General features: G+C 64.0%; 14 protein-coding genes. 7 read left to right on the top strand and 7 right to left on the bottom strand.

Going from position 1 to position 12,125, the window contains the following annotated elements; all coding sequences use genetic code 11:
• Positions 1-82: 82 nt before the first annotated feature.
• Positions 83-517 (bottom strand): protoporphyrinogen oxidase HemJ, encoded by a 435-nt coding sequence (gene hemJ / locus ABIA45_RS28160; RefSeq protein ID WP_157285159.1) that lies wholly within the window; start codon positions 515-517, stop codon positions 83-85.
• Positions 518-978: 461 nt separating this feature from the next.
• Here hemJ and ABIA45_RS28155 point away from each other — a divergent pair, with 461 nt between their 5' ends.
• The 4 genes from ABIA45_RS28155 to dnaQ are packed head-to-tail and all read left to right on the top strand — an operon-like array spanning position 979 to position 3,817.
• Complete coding sequence (locus ABIA45_RS28155; RefSeq protein WP_036003121.1) at positions 979-1,824, top strand: pyruvate, water dikinase regulatory protein; 846 nt, start codon at positions 979-981, stop codon at positions 1,822-1,824.
• A 9-nt stretch (positions 1,825-1,833) separates the two neighbouring features.
• Complete coding sequence (locus tag ABIA45_RS28150) at positions 1,834-2,442, top strand: Maf family nucleotide pyrophosphatase (protein WP_404544975.1); 609 nt, start codon at positions 1,834-1,836, stop codon at positions 2,440-2,442.
• Positions 2,443-2,465: 23 nt separating this feature from the next.
• Positions 2,466-3,065 (top strand): dephospho-CoA kinase, encoded by a 600-nt coding sequence (gene coaE, locus ABIA45_RS28145; RefSeq protein ID WP_036024292.1) that lies wholly within the window; start codon positions 2,466-2,468, stop codon positions 3,063-3,065.
• Between the two features lie 29 nt (positions 3,066-3,094).
• Positions 3,095-3,817 carry a DNA polymerase III subunit epsilon gene (dnaQ, locus tag ABIA45_RS28140; RefSeq protein ID WP_404544972.1) on the top strand — a complete coding sequence of 241 codons (723 nt, stop codon included), beginning with the start codon at positions 3,095-3,097 and terminating at the stop codon, positions 3,815-3,817.
• Here the strand turns inward: dnaQ and secB are convergent.
• Positions 3,808-4,296 carry a protein-export chaperone SecB gene (secB, locus tag ABIA45_RS28135; RefSeq protein WP_036003132.1) on the bottom strand — a complete coding sequence of 163 codons (489 nt, stop codon included), beginning with the start codon at positions 4,294-4,296 and terminating at the stop codon, positions 3,808-3,810. The genes dnaQ and secB overlap by 10 nt on opposite strands.
• Before the next feature lie 397 nt (positions 4,297-4,693).
• Between secB and ABIA45_RS28130 the strand changes: the two genes are divergently transcribed.
• The 3 genes from ABIA45_RS28130 to ABIA45_RS28120 are packed head-to-tail and all read left to right on the top strand — an operon-like array spanning position 4,694 to position 7,501.
• Positions 4,694-5,401: a Tim44/TimA family putative adaptor protein gene (locus ABIA45_RS28130; RefSeq protein ID WP_036044972.1), complete on the top strand. Its 708-nt coding sequence runs from the start codon at positions 4,694-4,696 to the stop codon at positions 5,399-5,401.
• Positions 5,379-6,914 carry an MltA domain-containing protein gene (locus ABIA45_RS28125; RefSeq protein WP_404544969.1) on the top strand — a complete coding sequence of 512 codons (1,536 nt, stop codon included), beginning with the start codon at positions 5,379-5,381 and terminating at the stop codon, positions 6,912-6,914. The genes ABIA45_RS28130 and ABIA45_RS28125 overlap by 23 nt, the downstream gene beginning before the upstream one ends.
• Positions 6,911-7,501, top strand: coding sequence for a Smr/MutS family protein (locus ABIA45_RS28120; protein ID WP_225127350.1), 591 nt, complete (start codon positions 6,911-6,913; stop codon positions 7,499-7,501). Before ABIA45_RS28125 ends, ABIA45_RS28120 begins: the two co-directional genes overlap by 4 nt.
• A gap of 212 nt (positions 7,502-7,713) precedes the next feature.
• Here the strand turns inward: ABIA45_RS28120 and ABIA45_RS28115 are convergent, their stop codons facing one another.
• The 5 genes from ABIA45_RS28115 to hslV all read right to left on the bottom strand — a co-directional run bounded on the left by ABIA45_RS28115 (position 7,714) and on the right by hslV (position 12,068).
• Positions 7,714-8,838 (bottom strand): hypothetical protein, encoded by a 1,125-nt coding sequence (locus ABIA45_RS28115; protein ID WP_404544966.1) that lies wholly within the window; start codon positions 8,836-8,838, stop codon positions 7,714-7,716.
• 28 nt (positions 8,839-8,866) lie between these two features.
• Positions 8,867-10,171, bottom strand: coding sequence for an ATP-dependent protease ATPase subunit HslU (hslU, locus tag ABIA45_RS28110; protein WP_036003145.1), 1,305 nt, complete (start codon positions 10,169-10,171; stop codon positions 8,867-8,869).
• A 49-nt stretch (positions 10,172-10,220) separates the two neighbouring features.
• Entirely contained in the window at positions 10,221-10,838 is a 618-nt protein-coding gene (locus tag ABIA45_RS28105; protein ID WP_271543252.1) for a DUF2585 domain-containing protein, read from the bottom strand.
• Positions 10,835-11,317, bottom strand: a complete 483-nt coding sequence (locus ABIA45_RS28100; protein ID WP_404544964.1) for a GNAT family N-acetyltransferase — start codon at positions 11,315-11,317, stop codon at positions 10,835-10,837. Before ABIA45_RS28100 ends, ABIA45_RS28105 begins: the two co-directional genes overlap by 4 nt.
• Before the next feature lie 190 nt (positions 11,318-11,507).
• Positions 11,508-12,068, bottom strand: coding sequence for an ATP-dependent protease subunit HslV (gene hslV, locus ABIA45_RS28095; protein ID WP_036003154.1), 561 nt, complete (start codon positions 12,066-12,068; stop codon positions 11,508-11,510).
• Between the last annotated feature and the right edge of the window lie 57 nt (positions 12,069-12,125).

The following is a 12,125-nucleotide window of genomic DNA, read 5'->3' as shown; positions in this document are numbered from 1 at the left end:
CGTTGGGTGGGATATCGATAATATAGAAAATCGCCTAGCGCTCCGCAAGCCGAAGCGCTGAGCGAATCGTCGCGCGGTCTGCCTAGAACGGCTTCACGATCACCATGATGACGATGAAAATCATCAGGACGGTCGGCACCTCGTTGATAATCCGATAGAATTTCTGGCTTCGCGGGCGGCGATCGGCGGCGAAATCCTTGACCCAGCGTGAAAAATAGCCGTGGACCGCCGAGAGCACCAGGACCAGTGCCAGTTTGACGTGCAGCCAGCCGAACGAGAACCAATGCCCGGACCAGGCGAGATAGAGCCCGGCGAGCCAGGTGATCATCATCGCGGGGTTGATGATTGCCTTGAGCAGCCGGCGTTCCATCACCTTGAACGTCTCCGACTGCTTCGAGCCGATTTCGGCCTCGCAGTGATAGACGAACAGCCGCGGCAGGTAGAGCATGCCGGCCATCCAGGAGATGACGGCGATCACGTGCAGCGCCTTGATCCAGAGATAGACGTCTTCGAACATTTTCGGGGGGCCCGGCTTGCTGCCCAGCGCGGGGAACGCTGGGGATAGTAAGAACCCGTTAAGTCTTACCCCGCACACATATCCCTCCGTAGCGCCTTCCTCAAATCTAGAATCTTAGATTCTTAAGGTTTGAGTCTATGTGACCGTGGATTGGACTCACACAATTCCGTCCGCGCGTTCACGCGCGCTTGTTCACATCCATCCACATATTCCGGACCGCCTTTGTCGACTTCCGATAAGTCAGCCGGCTTCAAAGGCTTGCGCGATTGTATCGGCAGCTTATCAAGGGACTTGTCCGCGCAATCCCGCTTCCCTCTCGGCGGGGCGTCGGATTTGTCCTGACCGGCAGCGGTGTGAAGAAAATCACGCCTTGTCCCGCCCCTGGTGTCGCGCATCCCTTTCCGAGAGGTTAAGCTCCACAGAAATCCACAAACCACCCCAACGAAATTCAAAGGGTTTTTGTGCCGACCTCGAACAATTATTTCCATCTCCACCTGGTCTCGGACTCCACGGGTGAGACGCTCATCACCGTGGCGCGCGCGGTCGCGGCCCAATACGCCAACGTGACGCCGGTCGAGCACGTCTATCCTTTGGTGCGCAGCCAGAAGCAGCTCGACCGCGTGCTCGACGAGATCGAGGAAGCGCCGGGGATCGTGCTGTTCACGCTGCTCGAGAAGGATCTGGTCGCCAGACTCGAGGACAAGTGCAAGCAGATCAATGTTCCGAGTCTGTCGATCATCGGCCCGGTGATGCAGCTGTTCGAGGCCTATCTGGGAGCAGCGACCACCGGCCGTGTCGGCGCCCAGCACGTGCTCAACGCGGAATATTTTAAGCGCATCGATGCCTTGAACTACACGATGATCCATGACGACGGTCAGCATGTCGAAGGTCTCGACGAGGCCGACGTGGTACTGGTCGGGGTGTCCCGGACATCGAAGACGCCGACATCGATCTATCTCGCCAATCGCGGCATTCGCACCGCCAACGTGCCGCTGGTGCCGGGCATTCCGGTGCCCCCGCAATTGGAGACGCTGACGCGGCCGCTGGTGGTTAGCCTGCACGCGACGCCGGAACGCCTGATTCAGATCCGGCAGAACCGCCTGCTGTCCATGGGCGCCGAGTCCAGCAGCGGCAGCGATACCTACACCGACAAGCAGTCGGTCACGGAGGAGGTCGCGTTCGCGCGCAAGCTGAGCGCCAAGCATGACTGGCCGCTGCTGGACGTCACGCGCCGCTCCATCGAGGAAACCGCGGCGGCGATCATGAAGCTGTATAGCGATCGCCAGCGCAACCGGCCGTCCGAGTAAGTGTCGCCGATGAGCCTGTGGCGCGGCAAAAGTCCGTTGATCCTGGCCTCGCAAAGCAGCGCGCGCAAAATGCTGCTGGCCAATGCCGGGCTCGACTTCGAAGCCGTCACCGCTGATATCGACGAGCGTGGCATCCAGGCCGCGTCAAAGCTCTCCAACCCGCGCGAGATCGCCCTGCTCTTGGCCCGCGAAAAGGCCAAGGCTGTTTCTGCCTGTTATCCCGGACATTATGTGATCGGCGCCGACCAGACGCTGGCGCTCGGGAGCCGTCTCTTCAACAAGCCGGCAGGCCGCACCCAGGCGCTGGCGCAATTGCGCGATCTCGCCGGTCAGACGCACGAGCTGAATTCCGCCGTCGCCGTGGCGCAGGATGGCAGGATTCTCTTCGAGGACATTTCCGTGGCGCGCATGACCATGCGGGGAATGAGCGAAGCCGAGCTTTCGGCCTATCTCGACGCCGCCGGCGACGCTGTGACCAGTAGCGTCGGCGCCTATCAGCTCGAGAGCCTCGGCATCCATCTGTTCGAGCGCATCGAGGGCGACCATTTCACCATTCTCGGCCTGCCGCTGTTGCCGCTGCTTGCGTATCTGCGCAGCGAGCAGCTAATTGCGGTGTAGATGCGAGAGAAGGCTGGGTGCTGATGCGAATTCTGGGACTGACCGGCTCGATCGGGATGGGCAAATCCACCACCGCGACATTGTTCGCGGAGGCAGGCGTCCCCGTCTACGACGCCGATGCCGCCGTGCATCAGCTCTATGAGGGTGAGGCCGCCCCCGCGATCGAGGCGGCCTTCCCCGGCACCACCGCGAATGGCAAGGTCGACCGGCAAAAGCTGTCGGCGCGTGTCGTGCACGATCCCGCCGCGATCAAGCAGCTCGAGCAGATCGTTCATCCCATGCTCGGCGCTTCCCGGCAGAAATTCTTTGCCGACGCCGAGGCCGCCAAGGCGCCGGTCGTGGTGCTGGACATCCCGCTGTTGTTCGAGACCGGCGGCGAGAAGCGGGTCGATGCCGTGGTCGTGGTCTCGACCTCGCCCGAGCTGCAGCGCCAGCGGGTGCTGGCGCGCGGCACGATGGACGAGGCCAAGCTCGATGCCATCATCGCCAAGCAGATGCCGGATGCCGAGAAGCGCAAGCGGGCCGATTTCGTGGTGGATACCTCACACGGACTTGACCCCGTGCGGGCCCAAATCGCGCACATCCTGGCCGAGGTCGTTAAGATGCCGCAGCGGCGGACCTGATTCGCCGCCTCACACGGCTTCCAAGAGACATGCGCGAAATCGTCCTCGACACCGAAACCACCGGCCTCGATCCGCTGCGCGGCGATCGGTTGGTCGAGATCGGCTGCGTCGAGATCTTCAATCGCATGCCGACCGGACAGACGTATCACGTCTACATCAACCCCGAGCGGGACATGCCGGCGGAAGCGTTTGCGGTGCACGGATTGTCGTCCGAGTTCCTGGCGACCAAGCCGTTGTTCCACGAGGTCGCCGACGACTTTCTGGCATTCATCGGCGACGCCCCGCTGGTGATCCACAACGCCTCGTTCGACATCGGCTTCATCAATGCCGAGCTCGACCGCATCAAGCGCGCTGCGATCCCGCGCGAGCGCCTGGTCGATACGCTGCTGCTGGCGCGTCGCAAGCATCCCGGCGTGTCCAACCGGCTCGACGATCTCTGCTCGCGCTATTCGATCGACAATTCACACCGTACCAAGCACGGCGCGCTGCTGGACGCCGAGCTGCTCGCCGAGGTCTATGTCGATCTGGTTGGAGCGCGGCAGTCGCAGCTGCTGCTGGCCTCGGACGCCGAGGAGATCAGGGTCAGTAGCACCGGCGATGCGCCGCGGCGGCAACGCCCGGTGCCGCTCGCGCCGCGGATTTCCGAAGCCGAGCGCGAGGCCCATCGGGCCTTCATCGCAACGCTCGGCGACAAGGCGATCTGGAACGAGTACCTGCCCGCTCCAGCCGCGCTGGTGGCGGCTCAGGCCTGACCGGCCTGTCCGCCCTGAGCGGCCATTTGCCGCTCCATGTTCTGGCGGTAGAGACCGACGAAGTCGACCGGATCCAGCATCAGCGGCGGGAACCCGCCATCGCGCACCGCCGTCGCAATGATCTCGCGTGCGAACGGGAACAACAGGCGCGGGCACTCGATCATGACCAGCGGGTGCAGGTTCTCCTTGGGCACGTTGACGATCCGGAACACGCCGGCATAGGCGAGTTCGAACGAGAACATCACTTTACCGGCGGTCTCGGCCTTGCCCTCGACCGACAACGTCACCTCGAATTCCTGTTCACTGAGATTGTTGGCGTTGACGTTGATCTGGATGTTGATCTGCGGCGGCTGGCTCTGCGGCTGCAGCGAGCTCGGCGCGTTGGGATTTTCGAACGAGAGGTCCTTGGTGTATTGCGCCAGCACGTTGAGCTGGGGAGCCTGGGCCGCCTCGGGAGGGGTACCGTTACCGTTGGTCATGAAAGTGTCTCCTTACCCGATTGGGGCTGAATTTCGCGGCGGTTGGCTAACATAGGGCCGGCTCGTTCCACAAGGACGAACGGTCCCGGACCAGGAATTCGGGCCGCAATCGCGCCTTTGACGTTCCTCCTGCCTTTTCCGCGAAATTTCGCCTTAAACGATTGAAGATGCGCCATTTCCGGGCAGGATCGGGTTTCCCCTTAAGCATAAAACGCGCTACACTTGGCGCTGTGCCAAAAGGCGCCATTGGCCGGGCCAGATTTCGTGCCTACATCCCACGGACCTGACGTGGACCCAAAATGGTGATGTAGACTTGCCGTTTCCGTAAGGAACGGTCTACTGGCCGGATTGATTTTCCCGGCAACGAGCCCTGCAAAGACCAGAAAGCGAATACGACGTGGACATCTACACCATCATATTCCTGGCGCTGGCCGTCTTCATCTTCTTGCGGCTGCGTAGCGTGCTGGGGCAGCGTACCGGCAACGAGCGGCCGCCGTTCGATCGCACCGCCGCCCGCAACGCGCTCGGAGGCGCCCAGGACAACAACGTCGTGACCATGCCGGGCAAGGTGATCGACCAGGCCCCGCTGGCGCCGACGGCCGAGCCGACCGCGCCGGCCGATCGCTGGAAGGGGCTGACCGAGCCGGGTACGCCGCTGGCGCAGGGTCTCGATGCCATCGTCGAGAAGGATTCCAGCTTCGACCCGCGCCATTTCCTCTCGGGTGCGCGCGGCGCCTACGAGATGATCGTGCTGGCTTTTGCCAATGGCGACCGCCGCGCGCTGCGCGATCTGTTGTCGTCGGACGTCTATGACAGCTTCGACGCCGCGATCAAGGAGCGCGAGAAGAACGAGCAGAAGACCGAGACGCGGTTCGTGTCGATCGACAAGGCCGAGCTCGTCGGCGCCGAGTTGCGCGATCGCAGTGCGCAGCTCACCGTGCGCTTCGTCTCGCAGATGATCTCGGCCACGCGCGACAAGGCCGGCAACATCGTCGACGGCAGCGCCGACACGGTCGCTGACATCACCGATATCTGGACTTTTGCCCGCGACACCTCCTCTCGCGATCCGAACTGGAAGCTGGTTGGCACCGGAAGCGCGAATTAAGATCTTCCTGAAGAACGGCGCGACGGCGCTTTGCGCAGCCGCCGTCGCGCTGTCGTCGTTTTCGCTCGGTGCCGAGGCGGCGCGGCGTCACCATCGCAGCCACTACCACCATCTGCCGCGAACGCCTGCCGCTCCGCCGCGGGCCTTGCCCTATCCGCAGCTCACCCTGCCGTTCGAAATTCCCGGCGCGCAATATCTGCCGCTGGCCTGGGCGGACGTGAAGGGATGGGGCGACGACAATCATCTCGCCGCGTACAAGACCTTCCGCGCCAGCTGCAAGCCGATCAATGCGCAGAACGGCGAAGCCAAGGCCGAGCCCAAAGCTTTGGGCACCTCGCTGGGCGAGCCCTGCCGGGTTGCCAAAACCCTCGAGCTTGTCGACGACGGCAAAGCGAAAGCATTCTTCGAGGAGAACTTCACGCCGCTGCGGATCTCGCGGCTCGGCGAGCCCGACGGATTCGTCACCGGCTATTACGAGCCGGTGCTGGAGGGATCGCGAACGCAGACCGATGTCTACAACGTGCCGGTCTATCGCCGTCCCTCGAACCTGTTCGTGCGCGGCTACAAGCAGGATGCGCTCAGCCTGCCCAACAAGGGCCCGGTCTATCGCAAGATCGGCCGCCGCAAGCTGGTGCCCTATTACGACCGCGGCGAGATCGAGGACGGCAAGATCGCCGGCCGGGGGCTGGAGATCGCCTGGCTGAAGGATCCGACCGATCTGTTGTTCGCGCAGATCCAGGGCTCGGCCCGCATCAAGTTCGACGACGGCAGCTCGGTTCGGCTTAATTACGACGCCTATAACGGCTATCCCTACACGGCGGTCGGTCGCATCCTGATCGAGCGCGGCATCATCCCGAGAGAGGAGATGTCGATGCAGAAGATCAGGGAGTGGATGGCGCAGAACCCCGACGGCGCCAAGGAGCTGCGCCGCGCGAATCGCGCCTACATCTTCTTCCGCGAGGTCAACCTCTCCGACAAGGAGGAGGCAGTCGGCGCGCAAGGCATTCCCTTGACCGCGGGGCGCTCGATCGCGGTCGACAAATCGCTGCATGTCTACGGCACACCGTTCTTCATCGAGGGCGAGCTGCCGATCGAAACCGAACGCGCCAAGACCCCGTTCCGCCGGCTGATGATCGCGCAGGATACCGGCTCTGCCATTATCGGGCCCGCACGCGCCGATCTGTTTTTCGGCGCCGGCGCGGATGCCGGCCGCGTCTCCGGCCGGCTGCGCCACCCCATGCAATTCGTGATACTGGTGCCGAAGAGCCTCGATCCCGCCCCACGCGCCGCAAAGCTGCCGATCCCGGACCCGAGGCCCGCCGAGAAGATCGCAAAGCTGTTTCCGCAGACCGATCCGGCAAAGACTGGCACGCCTGTCGCCGCGGCAACGCAAGGCAAGACCGAAACGATTGCGGTCGCCGGCCCCATTCCCCTGCCCGTGCCACGTCCCGCGATCGAGCCTGCCCCTGAGCCGCGCCGTCCGGCGAAGAATCGTCCCCATCGCCCGCAATGAAACGGCCGTCCCGTCCGCCCGTGCTGGAGCCTCGCCCCTCGCCGCGCCGTCGCGCGCTGAGCGAGGAGGAGCGCGAGCTGTGGGATCTCGTCGCAAAGCATGTCAAGCCGCTGCGAAAGCATCGCGCGGCCAAGGCGCATGCTACCCCGCGCGCCGAATCTTCGCCCGGGTCCCAGGTGACGAGGACTTCGCCACCGTCAAGGCCGGTTGCCGCTGCACCGGCGCCGCGCGTTGCAAAGCCGTCGATTCCGCCGCTAGCGCCGCTTGGCAAGCGCGAGCGGACCAAGCTGTCGCGCGGCCGCAGCGAGATCGAGGCGCGGCTCGACCTGCACGGCATGACCCAGATGCGCGCCCATCGCGCGCTGGCCGGCTTCCTGCACCGCGCCCATCAGGACGGCCTCACCTTCGTGCTCGTCATCACCGGCAAGGGACGCAGCGGCGGCGAAAGCGGCGTGCTCCGCCGCCAAGTGCCGGAATGGCTCAGCCTGCCGGAATTCCGCGCCTTCGTGGTCGGCTTCGAGGAAGCCGCGATCGGCCACGGCGGCGAGGGGGCGCTGTATGTGCGGATCAGGCGGGCGAGAGGGTAGCAGTCTCGGCGATGCGGCTTCCCTTGCCTCTCCCGCTTGCGGGAGAGGCCGACGCGCGAAGCGCGGCGGGTGAGGGTTTTCTCCTCTTGGGGAATCCCTCTGTGGAGACACCCTCTCCCCAACCCTCCCCCGCATCCGCCTTCGCCAAGGCTTCGGCGGACAAGAGCGGGGGAGGGAGCTCACCTTCTCTGAGGTTGCGACTGGGTCTACCTCTAAAACGGTCGGATAATTCCGACGCGTGGGATCAGCGTGAGGATCAAACCGAAAATGTTGGTCTTGCGATCCTCCGCCGGAATCGGCGCTGCTTCCTGCTTGGCCGGCAGCATCTTCACCGCGTGCAGGATCAGGAACATGCAGACCGCCCAGTTCGAGATCCAGCGTGAATAGTCGAACACCATAGCGAACATCACGAGATAGGCGACACTGATGCCGACCAGTGCTGCGATGACGAGCCGCTTGTGCAGATCGCTGGCGAGCGCGCCGATCAGGCTGGCAAAGAAGCGCCACAGCGGCGCGTGCAGCCAGATCAGAAGCGCGAACACGGGCACGCCGAGGATGTTGTGCGGCAGGCGGCCCCAGGTGTCGGCAACCTCCTTCGCCAGCGGCTGGTACCAGATATAGGCGAATTGCAAGAGGTCGATGCGCGCAGGATCGGCCATCCGGCTTTTGAGATAGGCGACGAAGTCCGCTTCGGGGACCGGCATCGTTCCCAGAAACTGCGCGGCGAAGAACAGCGCGGAGACAATGGCGAGAGCGACCCCGCCGAAGACAACATTGCTGCGGTCACAGCCGTAAGCAAGGTAATGCCGGATCACGACGATGGTGATGATCGTCGGCACATACATCAAGAGATGAATGTGATGGATCAGCACGAGAACGATCGAGAACAGCGCAGCCGTCGCCACGAAGACCAGCGAGCCGGCCGGCATCAGCAGCAGGATGATCGCCAGCGCGCAGCCGTAGATGTCGAAATGGCCGAGCGTGTGCATGAAGTTCTTCAGGAAGAACGGCGAGCCGGCGGTGAAGACGAACAGCGGCAGCGTTTTCGCGGAGAAGCCGAACGTGTTCTGGAAGAGCCTGGCATAAAGGCCCAGCGTTGCAAGCCACATCGCCCCGCCGAGCGCGAACACTGGCCATACCGGCACCTTGTCGGTGAACAGCGCGACGATTGCCCCGATCAGCGCGCGCTTGATGAAGCCGAAATGATAGTCGACCAGGAGGTGGATGTAGGGGACGTAGGGCGGCAGCTGGATCTTGTGAATGAGCACGCCAACGATGACCGCCGCGTTGATCGCGAGCAGGAGCCGCCAGGGATTTTGCAGGATGCGTACGGTCACGCCGCATCCATAGCGTGACCGCCCTGAATTACAAAATGAACCGGCTGAGATCCGCGTTCTTGGCGAGGTCGCCGATGTGCTTTTGCACGTAATCCGCATCGAGCCGAACGGTCTCGCCGTTGCGGTCGGGGGCGGTGAAGGAGATCTCGTCCAGCACCCGCTCCATCACGGTCTGCAGCCGCCGGGCGCCGATGTTCTCGACCGTCGAATTGACGGCAACCGCAATGTCGGCCAGCGCGTCGATGGCGCTGTCGGTGATGTCGAGTGTCACGCCTTCGGTCTGCATCAGGGCGACATATTGCTTGATCAGCGAGGCCTCGGGCTCGGTCAGGATGCGGCGCATGTCGTCGCGGGTCAGCGCCTGCAACTCGACGCGGATCGGAAGGCGGCCCTGCAATTCCGGCAAGAGGTCGGACGGCTTGGCGACGTGGAAGGCGCCCGACGCAATGAACAGGATGTGGTCGGTCTTGACCGCGCCGTGCTTGGTCGAGACCGTGGTGCCCTCGATCAGCGGCAGCAGATCGCGCTGCACGCCCTCGCGCGAGACGTCGCCGCCGACCCGGCCGTCGCGGGCGCAGATCTTGTCGATCTCGTCCAGGAACACGATGCCGTTGTTCTCGACCGCGCTGATCGCCTCCAGCGTCAGCTGCTCGGTGTCCAAGAGCTTGTCGGATTCCTCGTTGACGAGGATCTCGTGCGAGCTCTCCACCGTCAGCCGGCGCGTCTTGCTGCGGCCGCCGAGCTTGCCGAAGATGTCGCCGAGCGAGATCGCGCCCATCTGGGCGCCCGGCATGCCCGGGATCTCGAACATTGGCATGCCGCCGCCCGACGACTGCGTCTCGATCTCGATTTCCTTGTCGTTCAGTTCGCCGGCGCGCAGCTTCTTGCGGAAGGATTCGCGCGTCGCCGAGCTCGCATTGGCGCCGACCAGCGCATCGAGCACGCGCTCCTCGGCGGCAAGCTGGGCGCGCGCCTGCACGTCCTTGCGCTTGCGCTCGCGCACCTGCGCGATTGCGACCTCGACGAGATCGCGGATGATCTGCTCGACGTCGCGGCCGACATAACCGACCTCGGTGAATTTGGTCGCTTCCACCTTCAGGAACGGCGCATTTGCGAGCTTGGCGAGCCGCCGCGCGATTTCCGTCTTGCCGACGCCGGTGGGGCCGATCATCAGGATGTTCTTCGGCAGCACCTCCTCGCGCAAGGAGCCGGTGAGCTGCTGCCGGCGCCAGCGGTTGCGCAGCGCGATCGAGACGGCGCGCTTGGCGTCGCCCTGGCCGACGATGAAACGGTCGAGTTCGGAAACGATTTCGCGGGGGGAGAAGTCTGTCATGTCTGATTAGCTAGGGCTGGAGACGGCCAAGGACAAGCCGCATTTTGGGTCAGATGATCGGCGGGCCGGATTGCCACTGCTTCACGGCATCGATCGGATGGATCAGCATCAGGATATTGAGCGTCAGATTGTCGCGAATGTGGAGCGCCAGCACGATCTCGAAGGCCAGCCCCAGCAGCACGGTCGCGGTGACAGGCAGCGCGCGTGCGGCCAGGAACCCCAGGATCATGGCCAGATTGTCCGAGACCGAATTGAGGATGCTGTCGCCGTAATAATCCAGCGAGATCGTGCCGGCGCGGTAGCGCTCGATGATGAAGGGCGAGTTCTCGACGATCTCCCAGGCGCCTTCGATCAGCATCGCGATGATCAGCCGTGCGGGCCAGGAGAGAGGCAGGAAGGGTAACCGCGCGAACAGCAGCCAGGTCAGGCCGTAGAACAGGAAGCCGTGCAGCACGTGTGAGAACGTGTACCAGTCTGCAATCTGCTGGGAATTCTCCGAGCTGTTCACCACGCCGTGCCACAGCTTGATGGTGCCGCAGGCGCAGATCGGCACCCGTCCCATCGCAAGCAGGATCGCGGCTTGCAGCGCGAGCAGCAGCAGCGCGATGCCGACCCAGGCGAGCGGCGGGAATGTAGTCTTGGCAGCGGGGCTTGCGGCGAGCGTCATGGGTCTCGGATCATCAGGAGTGCGGGACCGTCGGGCGTGACGATCTCGTGCTGCGGCACGAAGCCAGCTTTCTCATAGGCACGAATCGCACGCGCATTGGAAGGACTCGGGTCTATCACGATGCGCGGCACACCGCGCGCGAAGAGCTGGTCGATGAAGGCGCGGATGAAAGCGGAGCCGTGGCCGCGTCCGAGCATGTCAGCCTCGCCGATGAACTGATCGAGGCCGCGAGTGCCCACGGGCTGCGGGCCGAAGCTGACATGCCAATCGCCGAGCCGGTAGCACTGCAGGTAGGCGAAAGGTCGGCCGTCAAGGCTGACGATGAATTGCGCCAGGTCAGGATGATCGAGGTCGCCGCCGACGAATTCAAGCGTCTCCGGATCATGCCACCACTCGGCGACATGCGGTGCGGCGAGCCAGCGCCGGATCAGCGGCATGTCGGCCGCGGTCATGGGACGGAAGGTGTAGCTTTGCGTCATCTAGCGCCCACAGCGGTGCTGCTCTCCCTCTCCCGCTTGCGGGAGAGGGTTGGGGAGAGGGTGTTTCCGCAATGGGACAATCCCCCAGAGGGAAGAGCCCCCACCCGGCGCTTCGCGCCGACCTCCCCCGCAAGCGGGAGAGGTTGCACCGATCGTGCGGAGAGGCACTCGGACAAATGACCCCTCCGCCCTACCCCGTAGCCAGGCTCTCGATCGTCAGATTCCGGTTGGTGTAGACGCAGATGTCCGCGGCGATGTCCAGCGAGCGGCGGACGATGGTCTCGGCGTCCTTGTCGGTGTCGAGCAGAGCCCGGGCCGCCGCCAGCGCGTAATTGCCGCCGGAGCCGATCGCCATCACGCCGGCCTCGGGTTCGAGCACGTCGCCGGTGCCTGTCAGCACCAGGGAGACGTCCCTGTCAGCCACGATCATCATGGCCTCCAGCCGCCGCAGATAGCGGTCGGTGCGCCAGTCCTTGGCGAGCTCCACCGCCGCCCGGGTCAGCTGCCCCGGATATTGCTCGAGCTTGGATTCGAGCCGCTCGAACAGCGTGAAGGCGTCAGCCGTGGCGCCGGCAAAGCCGCCGATCACGTCGCCCTTGCCGAGCTTGCGGACCTTCTTGGCATTGGACTTGATCACGGTCTGGCCGATCGAGACCTGGCCGTCGCCGCCGACCACCACCTTGCCGCCCTTGCGGACCGTTAGAATCGTGGTGCCGTGCCAGCCCGGCGAGCTGTTCTGGGAGTCCTGCATGAATACCTCACTGTCCGGCCTGATTTAGGCGGTCGGGACCAAGGGCACAACGGGCCG

Origin of the sequence: Bradyrhizobium sp. USDA 336, from assembly GCF_044908355.1 — a bacterium.
In the GTDB taxonomy this organism is placed as follows: Bacteria; Pseudomonadota; Alphaproteobacteria; order Rhizobiales; family Xanthobacteraceae; genus Bradyrhizobium; species Bradyrhizobium yuanmingense.
Note: the sequence above shows the minus strand (reverse complement) of the source record. Positions and strands in the feature narration are given on the sequence as shown.

Excerpts from the sequence above, each read along its gene's own strand:
- secB (WP_036003132.1), bottom strand. The coding sequence starts at position 4,296 with ATGACCAACGGTAACGGTACCCCTCCCGAGGCGGCCCAGGCTCCCCAG.
- dnaQ (WP_404544972.1), top strand. The coding sequence starts at position 3,095 with ATGCGCGAAATCGTCCTCGACACCGAAACCACCGGCCTCGATCCGCTG.
- ABIA45_RS28105 (WP_271543252.1), bottom strand. The coding sequence starts at position 10,838 with ATGACGCTCGCCGCAAGCCCCGCTGCCAAGACTACATTCCCGCCGCTC.
- hemJ (WP_157285159.1), bottom strand. The coding sequence starts at position 517 with ATGTTCGAAGACGTCTATCTCTGGATCAAGGCGCTGCACGTGATCGCC.
- hslV (WP_036003154.1), bottom strand. The coding sequence starts at position 12,068 with ATGCAGGACTCCCAGAACAGCTCGCCGGGCTGGCACGGCACCACGATT.
- ABIA45_RS28100 (WP_404544964.1), bottom strand. The coding sequence starts at position 11,317 with ATGACGCAAAGCTACACCTTCCGTCCCATGACCGCGGCCGACATGCCG.
- ABIA45_RS28120 (WP_225127350.1), top strand. The coding sequence starts at position 6,911 with ATGAAACGGCCGTCCCGTCCGCCCGTGCTGGAGCCTCGCCCCTCGCCG.
- hslU (WP_036003145.1), bottom strand. The coding sequence starts at position 10,171 with ATGACAGACTTCTCCCCCCGCGAAATCGTTTCCGAACTCGACCGTTTC.
- coaE (WP_036024292.1), top strand. The coding sequence starts at position 2,466 with ATGCGAATTCTGGGACTGACCGGCTCGATCGGGATGGGCAAATCCACC.
- ABIA45_RS28150 (WP_404544975.1), top strand. The coding sequence starts at position 1,834 with ATGAGCCTGTGGCGCGGCAAAAGTCCGTTGATCCTGGCCTCGCAAAGC.